General features: G+C 74.1%; 14 protein-coding genes and 2 pseudogenes. 10 read left to right on the top strand and 6 right to left on the bottom strand.

Annotated features, from left to right (window positions below):
• Positions 1-39 precede the first annotated feature (39 nt).
• A complete protein-coding gene (locus ACIP9H_RS23690; RefSeq protein ID WP_401960608.1) occupies positions 40-2,328 on the top strand; it encodes an MMPL family transporter in 2,289 nt (762 codons plus the stop codon).
• A gap of 112 nt (positions 2,329-2,440) precedes the next feature.
• Positions 2,441-3,208 carry a uracil-DNA glycosylase gene (locus ACIP9H_RS23685; protein WP_401586239.1) on the top strand — a complete coding sequence of 256 codons (768 nt, stop codon included), beginning with the start codon at positions 2,441-2,443 and terminating at the stop codon, positions 3,206-3,208.
• Between the two features lie 12 nt (positions 3,209-3,220).
• Here ACIP9H_RS23685 and ACIP9H_RS23680 read toward each other — a convergent pair whose 3' ends face one another.
• A complete protein-coding gene (locus ACIP9H_RS23680; RefSeq protein WP_401586241.1) occupies positions 3,221-4,141 on the bottom strand; it encodes a hypothetical protein in 921 nt (306 codons plus the stop codon).
• A gap of 93 nt (positions 4,142-4,234) precedes the next feature.
• Between ACIP9H_RS23680 and ACIP9H_RS23675 the strand changes: the two genes are divergently transcribed.
• The gene (locus ACIP9H_RS23675) at positions 4,235-4,678 is read left to right on the top strand and encodes a YchJ family metal-binding protein (RefSeq protein WP_360910571.1); all 444 of its coding nucleotides are present in this window, start codon (positions 4,235-4,237) and stop codon (positions 4,676-4,678) included.
• Positions 4,679-4,893: 215 nt separating this feature from the next.
• Here the strand turns inward: ACIP9H_RS23675 and ACIP9H_RS23670 are convergent, their stop codons facing one another.
• Positions 4,894-5,517: a hypothetical protein gene (locus tag ACIP9H_RS23670; RefSeq protein WP_401586244.1), complete on the bottom strand. Its 624-nt coding sequence runs from the start codon at positions 5,515-5,517 to the stop codon at positions 4,894-4,896.
• Positions 5,518-5,632: 115 nt separating this feature from the next.
• On the opposite strand from ACIP9H_RS23670, the gene ACIP9H_RS23665 reads away from it, so the two are divergent.
• On the top strand, positions 5,633-8,008 hold the full coding sequence (locus ACIP9H_RS23665; protein ID WP_401586247.1) for an ATP-binding protein: 2,376 nt from the start codon (positions 5,633-5,635) through the stop codon (positions 8,006-8,008).
• A 46-nt stretch (positions 8,009-8,054) separates the two neighbouring features.
• Positions 8,055-8,258: pseudogene (locus ACIP9H_RS23660) on the top strand (IS5/IS1182 family transposase); the annotation flags it as partial.
• Between the two features lie 95 nt (positions 8,259-8,353).
• On the opposite strand, the gene ACIP9H_RS23655 reads toward ACIP9H_RS23660, so the two are convergent.
• Together ACIP9H_RS23655 and ACIP9H_RS23650 are read right to left on the bottom strand one after the other, a co-directional pair.
• Positions 8,354-8,887 (bottom strand): DUF5959 family protein, encoded by a 534-nt coding sequence (locus ACIP9H_RS23655; protein WP_401586249.1) that lies wholly within the window; start codon positions 8,885-8,887, stop codon positions 8,354-8,356.
• A 272-nt stretch (positions 8,888-9,159) separates the two neighbouring features.
• Positions 9,160-9,537: an RNA-binding S4 domain-containing protein gene (locus tag ACIP9H_RS23650; protein ID WP_401586252.1), complete on the bottom strand. Its 378-nt coding sequence runs from the start codon at positions 9,535-9,537 to the stop codon at positions 9,160-9,162.
• A gap of 165 nt (positions 9,538-9,702) precedes the next feature.
• On the opposite strand from ACIP9H_RS23650, the gene ACIP9H_RS23645 reads away from it, so the two are divergent.
• The 3 genes from ACIP9H_RS23645 (at position 9,703) to ACIP9H_RS23635 (ending at position 12,089) form a co-directional block, all read left to right on the top strand.
• Positions 9,703-11,004, top strand: a complete 1,302-nt coding sequence (locus ACIP9H_RS23645) for a M28 family metallopeptidase (RefSeq protein WP_401586255.1) — start codon at positions 9,703-9,705, stop codon at positions 11,002-11,004.
• Positions 11,005-11,116: 112 nt separating this feature from the next.
• Positions 11,117-11,578: a MarR family winged helix-turn-helix transcriptional regulator gene (locus ACIP9H_RS23640; protein ID WP_401586257.1), complete on the top strand. Its 462-nt coding sequence runs from the start codon at positions 11,117-11,119 to the stop codon at positions 11,576-11,578.
• Between the two features lie 115 nt (positions 11,579-11,693).
• Positions 11,694-12,089, top strand: a complete 396-nt coding sequence (locus tag ACIP9H_RS23635) for a hypothetical protein (RefSeq protein WP_401586259.1) — start codon at positions 11,694-11,696, stop codon at positions 12,087-12,089.
• A gap of 47 nt (positions 12,090-12,136) precedes the next feature.
• Here ACIP9H_RS23635 and ACIP9H_RS23630 read toward each other — a convergent pair whose 3' ends face one another.
• Positions 12,137-13,627, bottom strand: coding sequence for a PLP-dependent aminotransferase family protein (locus ACIP9H_RS23630; RefSeq protein ID WP_401586261.1), 1,491 nt, complete (start codon positions 13,625-13,627; stop codon positions 12,137-12,139).
• Positions 13,628-13,725: 98 nt separating this feature from the next.
• Between ACIP9H_RS23630 and ACIP9H_RS23625 the strand changes: the two genes are divergently transcribed.
• Together ACIP9H_RS23625 and ACIP9H_RS23620 are read left to right on the top strand one after the other, a co-directional pair.
• Positions 13,726-14,418 carry a YitT family protein gene (locus tag ACIP9H_RS23625; protein ID WP_401586264.1) on the top strand — a complete coding sequence of 231 codons (693 nt, stop codon included), beginning with the start codon at positions 13,726-13,728 and terminating at the stop codon, positions 14,416-14,418.
• The gene (locus ACIP9H_RS23620) at positions 14,415-15,206 is read left to right on the top strand and encodes a glycerophosphodiester phosphodiesterase (RefSeq protein ID WP_401586267.1); all 792 of its coding nucleotides are present in this window, start codon (positions 14,415-14,417) and stop codon (positions 15,204-15,206) included. Before ACIP9H_RS23625 ends, ACIP9H_RS23620 begins: the two co-directional genes overlap by 4 nt.
• A gap of 163 nt (positions 15,207-15,369) precedes the next feature.
• On the opposite strand, the pseudogene ACIP9H_RS23615 reads toward ACIP9H_RS23620, so the two are convergent.
• Positions 15,370-16,008, bottom strand: a pseudogene (locus ACIP9H_RS23615) (class F sortase); the annotation flags it as partial.
• Positions 16,009-16,054 lie beyond the last annotated feature (46 nt).

Genomic DNA, 16,054 nt, shown 5'->3' with positions numbered 1-16,054 from the left:
CCCGCCCCCCTTCCACGACCCGACCGGGAGTACGTCCTCGTGGCCACTTTCCTCTACCGCATCGGCAGACTCGCCTACCGGCGACGGCACTTCGCCGTCCTGATCTGGGTGGCGCTGCTCGCGCTCGCGGGCGTCAGCGCCGCCAACGCGCCCTCGGCCGGGAGTTCGTCGTTCTCCGTGCCCGGGACGGAGTCCCAGAAGGCGTTCGACCTGCTGGACCAGCGCTTCCCCGGGTCCAGTTCCGACGGGGCGACCGCCCGCGTGGTCTTCAAGGCCCCCGCCGGCGGCAGGATGACCGACCCGGCGAACAAGAAGGCCGTCGCGGCGACCGTCGCGGAACTGCGCCGCGGCTCCGAAGTGGCCTCCGTGGACAACCCGTTCACCGCCAAGGCGGTCAGCAAGGACCGCACGACCGCCTACGCCCGGGTCGCCTACGACGTCCCCGGCATGCAGTTGAAGGACTCCTCGCGCGAGGCGCTGGAGAAGGCGGCCGAACACGCCCGCGCGGACGGGCTGACCGTCGAGATCGGCGGTGACGCGCTCCAGGCCGCACCCGAGACGGGGGCCACGGAGGTGATCGGCATCGCGATCGCCGCCGTCGTCCTCGTGATCACCTTCGGCTCGCTGGTCTCCGCCGGCCTGCCGCTGCTCACCGCCCTCGTCGGCGTCGGCATCGGCGTCAGCTCGATCACGGCGCTGGCGAGCGCGCTCGACCTGGGCTCCACCACCTCCACGCTCGCGATGATGATCGGCCTCGCGGTCGGGATCGACTACGCGCTGTTCATCGTCTCCCGCTACCGCGCCGAACTCGCCGAGGGCCGCGAGGGCGAGGAGGCCGTGGGCCGGGCCGTCGGCACGGCGGGCTCCGCCGTGGTCTTCGCCGGCCTGACCGTGGTGATCGCGCTCGTCGGCCTCTCCGTGGTGGACATCCCCATGCTGACGAAGATGGGCATCGCCGCCGCGGGCACCGTCGTCATCGCGGTGCTCATCGCGCTCACCCTTATCCCGGCGCTCATCGGCTTCGCCCGGCGGCGCATCCGGCCCGCCGGCGCGCCCGGCGGCCTCGCCCGCCGCCGCGCGAGGACGGCCGAGCAGCACGCCCACCGCAAGACGCGGGACCTGGCCGCGCGGGGCACCGGCCGGCCGAACATGGGCACCCGCTGGGCGCGCTTCGTCGTGCGGCGGCCCGTCGCCGTCCTGCTGCTGTGCACGGCCGCGCTCGGCGCGGTCGCCGTGCCCGCCGCGTCGATCGAACTCGGCCTCGGCGACGACGGGTCCCAGCCCGTCTCCACGACGCAGCGCCGCGCCTACGACCTGCTCTCCGACGGCTTCGGCCCCGGCTTCAACGGCCCGCTGGTCGTCGTCACCGACGCCCGGGGCGCCGCCGACCCGAAGGACGCGGTCAAGGAGGTCGGCACGAGCCTGGAGCGCCTCAACGACGTCGCCACCGTCACCCCGGCCACCTTCAACGAGGCCGGGGACACCGCGGTCATGAACGTGGTGCCGGACTCCAAGCCGAGCAGCACCGAGACCGAGGGGCTGGTCAAGGCCATCCGCGCCACCGGCGACGGGATCACCGCGGACACCGGCGCGCGGATCTCCGTCACCGGCACCACCGCGCTGAACATCGACACCTCGCAGAAGCTCACCGACGCCCTGCTGCCCTATCTGGGCCTCGTCGTCGGACTGGCCTTCCTCCTGCTGATCGTGGTCTTCCGCTCGGTGCTCGTGCCCCTCAAGGCGGCCCTGGGCTTCCTGCTCTCGGTGATGGCCGCCCTCGGCGCCGTCGTCGCGGTCTTCCAGTGGGGCTGGTTCGCCTCGCTGCTCGGGGTCGAGCAGACCGGCCCGATCATGTCGATGATGCCGATCTTCCTGGTGGGCGTGGTCTTCGGCCTGGCCATGGACTACGAGGTGTTCCTGGTGACCCGGATCCGTGAGGCGTACGTCCACGGCGAGCGGCCCGGCCAGGCCGTCGTGACCGGTTTCCGGCACGGCGCCCGGGTGGTCACCGCCGCCGCCGTCATCATGATCGCCGTGTTCGCCGGCTTCATCGGGTCCGGCGAGTCGATGATCAAGTCCATCGGCTTCGGGCTGGCGATCGCGGTCTTCTTCGACGCGTTCATCGTGCGCATGGCCATCGTCCCGGCGGTGCTCGCCCTGCTCGGCCGCCGGGCGTGGTGGCTGCCGAAGTGGCTGGACCGCGTCCTGCCGAACGTCGACGTCGAGGGCGAGGGGCTTCGGACGCCGGCCGCGGACGCCGGCCGGCACCAAGCGCCCGGCCGTGAGGACGAGGACGAGGGCGACCGGCTCCTCCCCGTGCGCGTCTGACCCCTGCTCGCCCGGCGGCGGAGCCCGCGGACCGACGCCCCCGCTGCGACCGCGCGGGGGCGTCAGTAGGTTGGTGGTGCCGGAGTCCGGACGACCACGAAGGGGACCGCACATGGCAGCGGAGGAGGACTCACCGCAGTTCCCGGTGCACGCCGCGGCGCGGGCCCCGGGTCTCGCCGCGCTGGACGAGGCGCTCACCGGCTGCCGCGCCTGCCCGCGCCTGGTGGCCTGGCGCGAGGAGACCGCCCGGGTGCGGCGCCGGGCGTACGCGGACGAGGAGTACTGGGCGCGGCCGGTGCCGGGCCTCGGCCCGGCCGACGCCGCCCTGGCCGTCGTCGGGCTGGCCCCCGCCGCCCACGGCGGCAACCGGACGGGCCGGATGTTCACCGGCGACCGCTCCGGCGACGTGCTGTTCGCCGCCATGCACGCGGAGGGGCTCGCCTCGCAGCCGACGTCCACCGCCCGCGGCGACGGACTGGAGCTGTACGGGGTGCGGGTGACCGCGCCGGTGCACTGCGCGCCGCCCGCCAACAAGCCCACCACGGACGAGCGGCTGACCTGCCGCCCCTGGCTCGTGCGCGAACTGGAGCTGCTGCGGCCCACGTTGCGCGCCGTCGTCGTGCTCGGCGCGTTTGGCTGGCAGGCCCTGCTGCCGGTGCTCGCCGACTCCGGCCGCCGCGTGCCGCGTCCGCTCCCCCGCTTCGGGCACGGCGCGCACGTCGAACTGCCGGGCCCCACCGGCGCGGAACCGCCGCTGCACCTGCTGGGCTGCTACCACGTCAGCCAGCAGAACACCTTCACCGGCCGGCTCACCCCCGCCATGCTCCGCGAGGTGCTGGCCCGCGGCGCCGCGTACGCCGGGCTGCGGCCCGGGGCGTGAGGCCCGCGGCCGTCAGCGCCGCGCGGCGGCGACGATGGCCTCGGCGACAACGGGCATCGAGGCCGGGTGGAGGCCGAGGAAGAGGTTCGGCTCGATCAGTTCCAGCTCCATGACGCGCGGCGCGCCGTCCTCGTCGTCGACCAGGTCGACCCGCGCGTACAGCAGCTCCGACGCTTCCGGAACGGTGGCCAACGCGGCCTCGGCGGTGGCGAGTTCGGCCGCGGTCGGGGTCCACGGTCGCACGCCCGGATGGGCGACCTTGGTCGCGTCGTAAGCCGTTCCGTGGGAGAGGACGGCGTTCTTGGCGACGGCGTGCAGGAAGCGGCCGCCGATGAAGACCAGCGCCCGTTCCCCGGTGGAGTCGATGGCCGGCATGTACGGCTGGACCATCGCGGTCAGGCCCTCCGCGTGCATCCGCGCGATGTGCGCCCGCGCCGCGTCGTCGCTGCCCGGGCGGTAGCGGCCGGCATAGCGAGCGCCCGCGCCGGCGGCCGGTTTGACCACGTACTCGTGGTCGGCGGGGAGGCCGTCCGGCTCGGTCCCCGGCAGCAGATAGCGGGTGGCAACGGTGGGGACGCCGCGTGCGGTCAGCTCGCCGAGGTAGCGCTTGTCGGAGTTCCAGCGGACGACGTCCGCCGGGTTGGCGAGCGTGGTCGCCGCGCCGCAGCGGTCGGCCCACGGCAGGAACTCCGCGGTCCGCCAGGTGTAGTCCCAGGTGGAGCGTATGACCGCCAGGTCGTGCGAGGCCCAGTCCACATCGGGGTCGTCCCAGCGGACGACGACGGCGTCGGCGCCCGCGGCGGCGACCGCGTCCCGCAGGAACGGCAGGTCGCGGTCGGTGCTGGTGCCCTCGCGCGGCGCGCACGTCACCAGCGCGACCCACGGACCGCTCGTACGGGTCGTGCGGCTCGTGCCTGTCGTGCTGGGCGGCACAGGGACTCCTCCGGGTCGGCTGCGTGACCCCGGCAGCGTATCCGGGCCGGGTCGGCACCGGCCGGGGGCCTCCCGCACGGCACAATTGCCGGCATGTCCAAGTCGCGCCCCGGCCGCCGTTCCGCCCCCCGCCCGCACACCCGGCCGGTCCTCCACTCCCCCGGCGCCCCCTGCCCCTGCGGCCTCCCCGCCGGCTACGCCGACTGCTGCGGCCGCTACCACGCGGGCCACGCCGCCGCGCCGACCGCCGAGGCTCTGATGCGCTCCCGGTTCACCGCGTACGCGGTCCACGACGCCGCCTACGTCCTGCGCACCTGGCACCCCGACACCCGCCCCGCGGAGCTCGACCTCGACCCCCACCTGCGCTGGGAGCGGCTGGAGATCCTCGGCACGACCGACGGCAGCGCCTTCCACACCGAGGGCACCGTCACCTTCCGCGCGCACTACGCGCTGCGCGGCGAGCGCGACGCCATGGAGGAGCAGAGCCGCTTCGTCCGCCACGACGGGGCCTGGGTGTACGTCGCGCCGCTGCCCTGAGCGCCGGCAGGGTCCCCGCCGGGCACCGCGGGCACCCGCACCACGGTCCGCCAGTGGGCGGGCAGCAGCGCGGCCCGGTCACCCGGCTGGGCGCCGGGCTCGTCCCGGAGGGGGCCGGCACGGGGTCAGGGCCGCGCGACGTCCACGCCCGGCGCGGCGCCCCGTGCCACTCCGTGCGGCGTCAGCGCGAGCACCCCCGCGCCTCGCACGGGGGTCTACGGCGTCAGGGTGAGAGGGGTGGGGCCGAACGTGGCGGCGATGTCGGGCGCCATGCCGAAGGCGGCCCGCTTCCACTCCTGTTCGTCCTCGTCGCTCTCCTCGGCGGCGTCCCACTCCGGCGACAGGCCCAGTTCCACCCGGCGGGCCCGCTCGTAGGGCAGCGGATCCCCGAGGGTCAGCAGTTCGTCCTCGCCCTCGCCCGTCTCGCAGTAGCGCCGGACGACATCGCCGCCCTCGGCCACCAGCCACGCCGATCCGTCGTTCCGGGCGCCGTAGTAGTAGGCCTGGGCCCGGCCGTAGTGGGCGCTGAGCATCGTGCAGGTCCGCAGGACTTCCTCGCTGCGCTCCTCGTCGCAGGGGTTGCACCAGTCGCCGACGATCAGGGTCCAACCGTCGAGCTCGGGGGACACATAGACCCGCGTGGCGAAGGCCGCGTCCTCGCCGACCCCGCCGTGGGTGTCGGAATCGAGCACGTTGACAGCGTCGGCAAAGGTCACCGGGCTGGGGTGGACAAGGCCGAGAAGCTCCATGAGCCCGGACTGGTCGCCGGTGGGTACGGCCATCCAGTAGTTCCAGCACGTCGTCAACGGCCTCGGGACGTCCCCCTCGTTCGCATCCACGTGTACACCCTCGCAGGCCGCCGTGCCGCTCCGGAACCGGGGTACGGGCACTTCCCAGGGAGCGGCGTACACGGCATCCTGCCGCGGGGGCCGCCGGACGAGGGGGGTGGGGTGCGTGCGTCGGGGGTGGGTGCTCGGCGGGCTGGCGCTGACGTCGGGGCTGGTGTCGGCACTGCTGGCAGTGGCCGTCAATGTGGCGACCGGCGGCGTGCTGCCGCCCGGTCTGCGATGGCTCGCGCCCTGGTCCTGGCCGCTGGTCGGGGTGGGCACGCTGGCCGCGGCGGGGCTCGCCGTGTGGCAGCAGCGCCTCCAGACGGCGGAGGCCGCGCCGGCGGACCCGTCTCCGCGCCGACCCGTTCCCGGGCAACTTCCGCCGCTGGTGGCCGATTTCACGGGCCGGGAGGCCGATCTGGCCGCGCTGCGGACGGCCGTCGCGGGCGGCGCCCGTGTCGTCGCCGTCGCGGGTGCGCCGGGTGTCGGCAAGTCGACATTGGCGAACCGGCTGGCCCATGAGCTGCGACAGGACTACCCGGACGGCCAGTTGTACGTGAACCTCGGCGCCGGCCGCGGCGACCCGATGCCGCCGGAGACGGCGCTCGCCCGCTTCCTCGGGGCACTCGGCGACGACGATCCGGACCGGGTCGGCGACACCGACACCCTGGCGGCCCGTTACCGGAGCCTGATGGCCGACCGGAGGGTGCTGGTCGTCCTCGACGACGCCCGGGACGCCGACCAGGTACGCCCGCTGCTGCCCGCCGGCGCCCGCTGCCTGACGATCGTGACGAGCCGTCCGCTGCCCGCCGACCTGCCGGAGGCCGCCGCGCACGAGCTGGCCGCGCTCGGCACCGACGACGCGCTCGACCTGCTGGCCCGGGTCAGCGGGACGGGCGGTGCCGCCGCGGACCCGGAGGCGGCTGCCTCGGTGGTCAGGGCCTGCGAGGGCCTGCCGCTCGCGATCCGGCTGGCGGGCGCCAAGGCCGCCCGCTCCCGGCTCGGCATCGCCGAACTCGCGCGGCGGCTGGAGGACGAACGGTCCCGGCTGGACGAACTGCGCTTCCGCAACTGGGCGGTGCGCGCCACCCTCGCCACCGCCTACGAGGACCTGGCCGCCGGGGACCGGCGCCTGCTGCGGCGGCTCGGGGGCTTCCCGGGCGGCGACTTCGGGCCCGGGGCGGCGGCAGCGGCGGCCGGCGCGGCGGGCCGCGTCGGCGACGGCGTCGACCGCCTGGTGGACGCGCAACTCGTGGAGTCCGTCGGCGGCGGCCGGCACCGCCTGCACGACCTGACCCGGCTGTTCGCGAAGGAACGCCTGGCGGAGGAGGAGCCGGGCGAGCCGGAACGCGTCAGCGAACGCCTCCTTGACTGGTACGCGGCCGCCGCCCGCGGCAACCCGCCCGGCTGGATCGCCGACGAGGCCCCCAACATCGCGGCGGTCGCCCGGCAGGGGGCCGCCCACGGCGCGTGGGAGCGGGTGTTCCGGCTGGCCGACGCGGCGGACCACGGCTGGCACCTCCAGCACTACCACGCACAGCGGCTGCGGGTCTGGCTCGCCGCCGCGGAGGCCGCCGAGGCGCTCGGCGACCGCCGCGGGCAGTCGCGGGCCGCCCTGACCGTGGGATCCATCCACGCCGCGGACGGCGACCTGGACCGGGCCGCCCCGCTGCTGCTCGACGCGGTGGAACTCGCCGAGGCGGCAGGCGACGACGCGGGCGAGGCACGGGCCCGCCTCCACCTCGGGGACGTCCTGCGCCAGAGCGGCCGCCACAGCGGCGCCCAGGCACACCTGCGCCGGGCGCTGGAGCTCTGGCGGACGCTGGGGCGGACCGCGGAGGAGGCCGACACATGGGGCAAGCTGGCGACGCTCCACCTCGTCATGGGCGAGTTCGGGGAGGCCGCAGACGACGCGGAGCAGGCGCTCGCCCTCGTGGCCGACGACGCAGCCTCCCCCTCCGACCGGGCCCACCTGCGGGGGCTGGCCGGGGCGGCCTACCTGCGGCTGGGACGGTTCACGGAGTCCCGGGCGGCGACCGAGGAGGCCGTGGCGGCGCACCGCCGCGCCGGAAACCGGCTGAGCGAGGCGTACGCCCTGGGCGGTCTGGCCGCGCTGGCACTTGAGGAGGGCGACCACGAGGCGGCACTCGGCGCCCACCGCGCAGCGCTGCGGCTGTTCGAGCGGCTCGGCACCGTCCCGGGCATCGCGGGTACGCACGGCGCCATCGGCGACCTGCTGCTCCTGCGCGGCGACGTCCCGGGGGCCAGGCGCGAACTGGAGGCGGCCGTCGGCCTGTTGAAGGACCTGGGGCACCCGGTGGCCGAGGGCACGATGCGGCTCAGGCTCGCCGCGGCCCTGGCGACGGCCTCCGACGTCCCCGCCGCGGCCGAGCAGCAGCACCTCGCGGAGTCCCTGCTCGCCGGCACAAGCACCGGCCCGGAACTCCACGCCCTCAGAACCCGCCTCACCGCCCTCGGCCTGCCGTCCCAGGAAGCCTGAACCGCTCCGCGGCCCCCACGGCAGCGGCGCCAGGCGCGCCCACGAAGCGGTGGACTCCTCACACGTCAGAGCCTTGAAGGGGCCATCAAGACGGCACGGAGGCTTGCTGAAGACGGTCCCGCCGATACGCGGCGAGCGGGGCCGGCCGCAGCGTAGCCCCGATGTCGTTCTCGCAGACCGCGGCTACGACCCGCGACAGTGCCGTCGCCTGGTTCGCGGCCTCGGCATCCAGCCATGGACCGCTCGGCGCAACACCGGGCTCCGTCCCAGGGATTCATCCGCGATGACATCCATGAGGCCCTCCTCAGTCCCGGATGACCGTTGATCTGCCGGCGGAGGCTTCCCTCACTCCGGCGACAGGTGGTCATCCCAAACGCGAAGCACGTCGGCAAGCAGAAGGCGGTGGGTTTCGATCCAGTTGGCCGGCAGGTCGATCGGGACCCGTACCGTTGCCATCGAGACGAGGACGTCTTCAACCACCACCTCGGGGCAGTCGCGTTCGCCGTTGAGGTCGATGAAGACCGAGGGGCCGCGCTGGACGTGCAGCCAGGCGATGTCTTCGCCGGACTCAAGCCGCGTGAGCGCCTCGCCCCAGGACGTCAGCCGCGACCGCCACAACGAGAGATCCACCCGCCCACTGACGAATGGCGTGTCGACGACGATCTCTGCCGCCAGCCCTCCATGCACACCCTGCAAAGGGCCCAGCACCGTGATGCGGACACTGTTGCCCTCGTCATCACGCAACAGAGCCAGGTCCAACCCCCCGACCGTCACCACGTCACCTCCTGCAGAGATGAGCCGATCCTGGCTCACGGTCCGCTTGGCCGGCAAGCGAATTCGGTCCGCGTCGATTTCTTTCGCCACGAGTTCGCAGGCCACGATCCGCCTCAGACCGAGCGCAGCCAGTGCCAGGTGTGCTCCCTGCTCGCCGGCGCAAGCACCAGCCCGGAGCATGGGAGTGCCCACCCAGAAGGCCTGAGCCCCCCAAGGCAGCAGCCCCGAGCGGACCGGGCCGCCCGTGCCGCGCGGTCCGCGCGGTCCGCGTGTCAGCGCCGGGCGGATGCCGCAAGGGCACGGGCGCCGCAGTTCGTCCCCGTGCCCCGAAAACCAACGCCAGGCACGAGGAACAGAACTGCCGGACCTCCGGACCGTCAGCGGGCGCCGCGGAGGCGCTCCATGTCGCGGCGGTCGCGCTTGGTGGGGCGGCCGGTGCCGCGGTCGCGGACCACGGGGGCCGGCACCTCCTCCGGGGTGGGCGGCGGCGGGCTGTTGTCGACGAAGCACTCGGCGGCCACCGCCGCACCGACACGCTTGCGGACCAGCCGGGACACGACGACGACCCGCTCCCGCCCGGCGCCGCGCAGCCGTACCTCGTCGCCCGGGCGGACGGCCTGCGCCGGCTTCACGCGCTCGCCGTTGACGCGCACGTGACCGGCCCGGCACGCCGTGGCGGCCATGGAGCGCGTCTTCGTGAGCCGGACGGACCAGATCCAGGCGTCGACCCGCACCGGGCCCTCGTCGTCAGCCATGGTCCGACCCTAGCGCGCCCGCTGCACGGAACGCGGCGTCCGGTATGCGCCCTTGACGGAAGGCCCCGCCGTACACAGGATCTGCACAGGCATGTACGCGTCAAGAATTGCTCAAGAACGTCCCATCACCGCACGACTCCATCCCCCCACACACCGGAGTGACCTGTGCCCGCAATCAGACTCGTCGCGGCCGGCGCCGCCGGCGCCTTGGCCGCGGTCCTGCTGACCGCCTCCGCCACGCCCGTCGCGGCACGGCCCGCCCTCGCCGCCGCGCCGGACATCCCGGTCGCCAACGTCAAGGCGCACCTCAGCCAGCTGCAGTCGATCGCCACCGCCAACGGCGGCAACCGCGCGCACGGCCGGACCGGCTACCGGGCCTCCGTCGACTACGTGAAGGCCAAGCTGGACGCGGCCGGCTACACCACCGCGCTCCAGCAGTTCACGTCCGGCGGTGCCACCGGCTGGAACCTCATAGCGGACTGGCCCGGCGGCGACACCAACCACGTGATCATGGCCGGCTCGCACCTCGACTCGGTGACCGCCGGTCCCGGGATCAACGACAACGGCTCCGGTTCGGCCGCCGTCCTGGAGACCGCCCTCGCGGTCGCACGCGAGAACCTGCAGCCCACGAAGCATCTGCGGTTCGGATGGTGGGGAGCGGAGGAACTCGGCCTGATCGGCTCCAAGGCGTACGTCAACAGCCTGTCCACCGCGGACCGCGGCAGGATCGACGGCTATCTCAACTTCGACATGATCGCCTCGCCGAACCCCGGCTACTTCGTGTACGACGACAACACCGCGCTGGAGAAGGTCTTCAAGGACTGGTTCGCCGCCAAGGGGATCGCGACCGAGATCGAGACCGAGGGCGACGGCCGCTCCGACCACGCGCCCTTCAAGAACGCGGGCGTGCCCGTCGGCGGCCTGTTCAGCGGCGCCGACTACATCAAGACGGCGGCGCAGGCGCAGAAGTGGGGCGGCACCTCGGGTCAGGCCTTCGACCGCTGCTACCACGCCTCCTGCGACACGGCGTCCAACATCAACGACACCGCGCTCGACAACAACACCGACGCCATCGCCAACGCGGTCTGGACGCTCTCCACCGCCGCGGCTCCCCCGCCGGGCACCGTGTTCGAGAACACCGCCGACATCACCGTCCCCGACGCGGGCGCGGCCGTGGAGTCCCCCGTCACCGTCAGCGGCATCTCCGGCAACGCGCCCACCGCCCTCGCCGTGGGTGTCGACATCCGGCACACCTGGCGCGGCGACCTCGTCGTCGACCTGGTCGCCCCGGACGGCACCGCGTACCGGCTGAAGAACTCCAGCAGCAGCGACTCCGCCGACAACGTCATCGCGACGTACACCGTCAACGCGTCCGCCGAAGTGGCGGCCGGCACCTGGAAGCTCCGTGTCCGCGACGTGGCGGCCCAGGACACGGGCTACATCAACAGCTGGAAGCTGACCTTCTGACCTGCTCACGCACGGTGCGCGGGGCCGGCCCGGTCGCCGGCCGGCCCCGCGAGCCGGCCCAGCGAAAAATTTGCACGCGCCGACTATCGGCGGCCCGACTTACCATGGAGCCATGACCGCCACCACGGACTCCGCACCCACCCGGCTCGCGCAGAGCTGGTGCGCCCTGTCAGTGCTCCACAACCGGATCGAGGCGCACGTCGAGCGCGCGCTCGAGGCCGGGCACGGGCTGAGCGTGCGCGAGTTCTCCCTGCTCGACGTCCTCAGCCGGCAGCACGCGGGCGAAGGCGGCCATCTGCGGATGGCGCAGGTGGCCGAGGCCGTGGTGCTCAGCCAGAGCGCCACCACGCGGCTGGTGACGCGACTGGAGGACCGCGGCCTGCTCACGCGCTACCTGTGCGCGACCGACCGCCGCGGCATCTACACCGATGTCGGCGAGGCCGGTCTCGCCCTGCTCGCGCAGGCCCGCCCGACCCACGACGAGGCGCTGCGCCAGGCGCTCGCCGACGCCGCCGCGGAGCCGGAACTCGCGCCCCTGGTCGAGGCGCTGGAGTCGCTCGACTGCGGCGCGTGACACCGGCCCGCCCGCTGCGGACCGGCGGGCGCCGACCTACGCTGAGAGGGGCGCGGACCGCGGTCGCCCGCGGCGCCGCGCCGCAACGGGGCATCCCGCGAGAGGAGAATCGCCGATGACCACGCACCACTCCGACTCCCACCACGCCTCCCAGGTCGACGTCCTGCTCACCGACTGCGCCAAGCAGGACGCGGGAGCCGTACTGGGCGCGCTGGAAGCCGCCTTCCCCACGCGACCCGGCGAGAGCCTCACCGAGGCAGTGGAGCCACGCCCCGGCGCCAAGCACCCGACCGTGTGGGCGGCCTCCGTCGACACGCGCAGCCACGGCCACGAGCTGGGGCCGGTCCACCTCGACGGCCCGCTCACCGCCGACCTGTCCGGCGGCCCGCGGCACGTCCGCGAGGTGAAGAAGGTCCTCGGCGACTGCTTCGAACTGGAGGAGCAGGGCAGCGTCTCCGGTGACCAGGAGGTCGAACTCCGCGTCCGCCTGACGGAGATGCCCCACCGCTGAGCCGCCCGTGCCGGAGAGCCCCCGGAGCCATCGCTCCGGGGGCTCTCTCACGCCACGAACAGGCCGGTGCCCTCGGTCTCCGCCCCGCCGCCGTCGCGTACGGCCTGCTCGGCGGCGGCCAGCCGCTCGACGGCGTCGCGGGCCACGCTGCCTCCCACCGTGAACGGCAGCCGGATGTAGGACTCGAAGGCCCCGTCGATACCGAAGCGCGGACCGGACGGGACGCGGACGCCCAGGCGCTCGCCCGCCATCGCAAGGCGAGAGCCGGAGACCTCCCCGGTGCGCACCCACATGGTCATCCCGCCGGAGGGCACGGCGAACTCCCAGTCGGGCAGCCGGTCCCGCAGGGCGGCGACCAGGTCGTCGCGGTGCGAGCGGGCACGTTCGCGCCGGGCGGCGACGGCGTCGTCCCAGACCTCGTTGCGCAGCAGCCAGGCGACCGCGAGCTGGTCCACGACGGGCGAGCCGAGGTCCAGGTAGGCGCGGGCACTGACCAGCCGGCGCACCACGTCGGGCGTGGCACGGACCCAGCCGATGCGCAGGCCCGCCCAGATCGCCTTGCTGGCCGAGCCGACGGTGACGACCGTGCCGCCGCGGTCGAAGGCGGCCAGCGGCCGCGGCGCGGGCCCCCCGCCGGCGTCCAGGGTCAGCTCGGCCATGGTCTCGTCGGCGATCAGCACGGTCCCCGCCGCGCGCGCCGCCTCGACCAGCGCGCGGCGCTGCTCGTCGGGGACGAGGGTGCCGGTCGGGTTGTGGAAGTCGGGCATGACGTACGCCATGCGCGGCGCCGCGTCGCGCAGGACGCGCTTCCAGTGGTCGAGGTCCCAGCCCGCGAGCCCTTCGCGCAGGGCGACCGGGACCAGCCGCGAGCCGCTCTCTCTCAGCAGTTCCAGGACGTTGGCGTAGCTGGGGGACTCGACGGCCACCCGCTCGCCGGGGGCGACCAGCCGCCGGACGGCGGCGGCGATCGCCCCCATGGCACCGGTGGTGACCATGATCTGCTCGGGGAGGGTGGGGATGCCGCGCGCGGTGTAGCGCTCGGCGATGGCCTCCCGCAGTACGGGCAGCCCGGCGGGGAAGTCGCCGTGGGTGGCGGAGTAGGAGGGCAGGTCCGCCAGCGCACCGCCGACCGCGCGGGACAGCCACGGCTCGGGGGCGGGCAGGGCGGCGCAGCCGAGGTCGATGACGGTGCCGGCGGCGTCCGGCGGCAGCGGCTCCAGGCCGCGCGTGGGCAGGGCGTGCCCTTCGGGGACCGCGGTCCAGGTGCCGGCGCCGCGCCGGGAGCGCGCGAAGCCCTCGGCGCGCAGCGCCTCGTACGCCGCGGCGACCGTCGTCCGGCTGATCGTGAGGGCGAGGGCCAGTTCGCGTTCGGCGGGGAGCCGGGCGGCGACGGGGACGCGGCCCTCCAGCACCAGGACCCGGATGCCGTCGGCGAGGCCCCGGTAGGCCGGGACGCGGCGTCCCGTGGAGCGCTGCGGGCGGGGTTCGAGCAGCCGGGCGAGATGCGTGACACCCACGGTTGCGGTCCACTGCGACATGGTTACCGGTCCACCTTCCGCACATTGGCCATGGAATACGACCACGACCATGCCACACACTCTCACCTACGTCGCCATCACGGCCAGAGGGGGGTCCTGTGGAGGGCCAATCACACAACGGTGCACGCACAGCCCGCAGGCTGGTGCACCTCTACGCGGGACTGACCCTGTACGGCGCGAGCGCCGCCCTCCAAGTGCGCGCCGCGCTCGGTCTGGACCCCTGGGACGTGCTGCACCAGGGCATCGCGAAGCACACCGGCATCAGCATCGGCCTGGTGTCGGTGGCCGTCGGCGCGCTCGTCCTGCTGCTGTGGTGGCCGCTGCGCCAGCGGCCGGGCCTGGGCACGGTCTCCAACGTCTTCGTCGTCGGCCTGTCGATGGACGCGACACTGAGCCTGCTCCCCCAGCAGCACTCCCTCGGCATCCGCATCCCGCTCCTGGTGGCGGGCATCGTGCTGGGCGGCGTGGCGACGGGCCTGTACATCACCGCCGGCTACGGGCCGGGGCCCCGCGACGGCCTGATGACCGGGCTGCACCGGCGCACCGGCCGCTCGATCCGGCTGGTGCGCACCGGGATCGAGGTGACGGTGCTGGCGGTGGGCTTCGTCCTGGGCGGCAGCGTCGGTGTCGGCACAGTGCTGTACGCCCTGTCCATCGGCCCGCTGGCCCAGTTCTTCCTGCGCGTCCTCGCGTTCCCGCCGCCCCCGGCGGAACCGCGGCCGGCGGTCGTGGCCCGGGGAGGGCAGCCGGTGGCGGAACCCACCGGGGGACACGCGATACTGCACGAGTGACTGCAACGAGCCACCCGTACCTCGACAGCCCGGCACCGATCGCCTTCGCCCACCGGGGCGGTGACGCCGACGGCCTGGAGAACACCATGGCCGCCTTCCGGACCGCCGTCGACGGCGGCTACCGCTACCTGGAGACGGACGTCCACCTGACGTCCGACGGGGTGCTGGTGGCCTTCCACGACAGCTCCCTGGACCGGGTCACCGACCGGCGCGGGCGGATCGCCGAGCTGACCTGGGCCGAGGTCCACGAGGCCCGCGTGGCGGGCAAGGAGCCGGTCCCGCTCTTCGAGGACCTGCTGGAGGCCTTCCCCGACGCCCGCTGGAACGTCGACGCCAAGGTCGACGAGGCCGTGGCGCCCCTGATCGAGACGATCCGGCGCGCGGACGCCTGGGACCGGGTGTGCGTGGGCTCCTTCTCCGAGGCACGGCTCGTGCGGGCGCGCGCGCTGGGCGGTTCACGCATGGCCAGTTCCCTGGGCACCCGCGGCGTGGCGGAACTCCGGCTGCTGTCGGTCGGCGGCCGGGTCGCCGAGCGCTTCCTGCTCGACAAGGTGGTGCGGCGCGGCGCGGTCTGCGTGCAGGTGCCGGAGCGCTCCAACGGCATCCGCGTGGTCGACGCCGCGTTCCTGCGGACCGCGCACCGCCTCGGCCTCCAGGTGCACGTGTGGACGGTGAACGACGAGAGCCGCGTGCACGCACTGCTGGACCTCGGCGTGGACGCGATCATGACCGACCGGCTGGACATGCTGCGCTCGGTCTACGTCGAACGCGGCGTCTGGACCGGCTGACGGATCGTCATTTCGGTTCCGGCTTCTCCTCCTTGCCCGGGGTCGGGGTCGGGGTCGGGGCGGCAGAGCCGGACCTGTCGCCCTTGTCGGCACCGTCCGCAGGCTTGGCCTTCGCCGCCTTTTCGGCCTTCGCTGCCTTCTCCGCTTTTTCGTCGGCTGCCGACTTCGTCTTCGACATCCGAGCGAAGACGACGACGTTGCCGGAGTAGCCGCTGGCGCTGCTGTACGTACCGCCGCAGGTGATGACGCGCAGTTCGGGGTCCTTCGTGTCGCCGTAGACCCGGTGGGCCGGGAAACCGGTCCTGTTGAAGACCTCGATGCCGAAGATGGTGAACACCGCGGTGGTGCCGTCGTCACGGGCGACCTCGATGGTCGAACCCTTCTTCAGCGCGCCGAGGCTGTAGAAGACCGCGGGCCCGCTCATGTTGTCGACATGCCCCACGATGACGGAGGCGCCGCGCGCGCCGGGACTCACCGAGTCCTTGTACCAGGCGGCCTCGTTCTTCTCCTCGGGCGGCGGCGTCTCGATCACGCCGTCCTTGTCCAGGCCCACGTTCATGAGTGGGGCGTCCACGCCGATCGACGGAATGCGCACACGCGTCGGCTGGGCCGGTGGCAGCGGCGGCGGCACCTTGATGCCGGAGGCCCCGCCGTTCCCGCCGCCGGCGAGGGCGGCGGCAGCCGAGGGCTGGGGCGGGCCGCCCGATCCGACGAAGCCGTCGAAGGTGAGCACGAGCCCGGACACCACGACGGCGCCCACCGCTACCCCGACGACCCGCCGCCCGCGCCGCGTCAGACGCAACGGCGGCGGCTGCTGACGACGGCGTGCGGCGGGCCTGACCCCGGTC

This window comes from Streptomyces sp. NPDC088732, from assembly GCF_044751205.1.
In the GTDB taxonomy this organism is placed as follows: Bacteria; Actinomycetota; Actinomycetes; order Streptomycetales; family Streptomycetaceae; genus Actinacidiphila.
The sequence above is the reverse complement of the archived record's forward strand: the minus strand, read 5'-3'. Positions and strand labels throughout refer to the sequence as shown.

Bases quoted from the DNA above. Each gene is read 5' to 3' on its own strand.
- ACIP9H_RS23685 (WP_401586239.1), top strand. From the start codon at position 2,441: ATGGCAGCGGAGGAGGACTCACCGCAGTTCCCGGTGCACGCCGCGGCG.
- ACIP9H_RS23675 (WP_360910571.1), top strand. From the start codon at position 4,235: ATGTCCAAGTCGCGCCCCGGCCGCCGTTCCGCCCCCCGCCCGCACACC.
- ACIP9H_RS23650 (WP_401586252.1), bottom strand. From the start codon at position 9,537: ATGGCTGACGACGAGGGCCCGGTGCGGGTCGACGCCTGGATCTGGTCC.
- ACIP9H_RS23640 (WP_401586257.1), top strand. From the start codon at position 11,117: ATGACCGCCACCACGGACTCCGCACCCACCCGGCTCGCGCAGAGCTGG.
- ACIP9H_RS23635 (WP_401586259.1), top strand. From the start codon at position 11,694: ATGACCACGCACCACTCCGACTCCCACCACGCCTCCCAGGTCGACGTC.
- ACIP9H_RS23630 (WP_401586261.1), bottom strand. From the start codon at position 13,627: ATGTCGCAGTGGACCGCAACCGTGGGTGTCACGCATCTCGCCCGGCTG.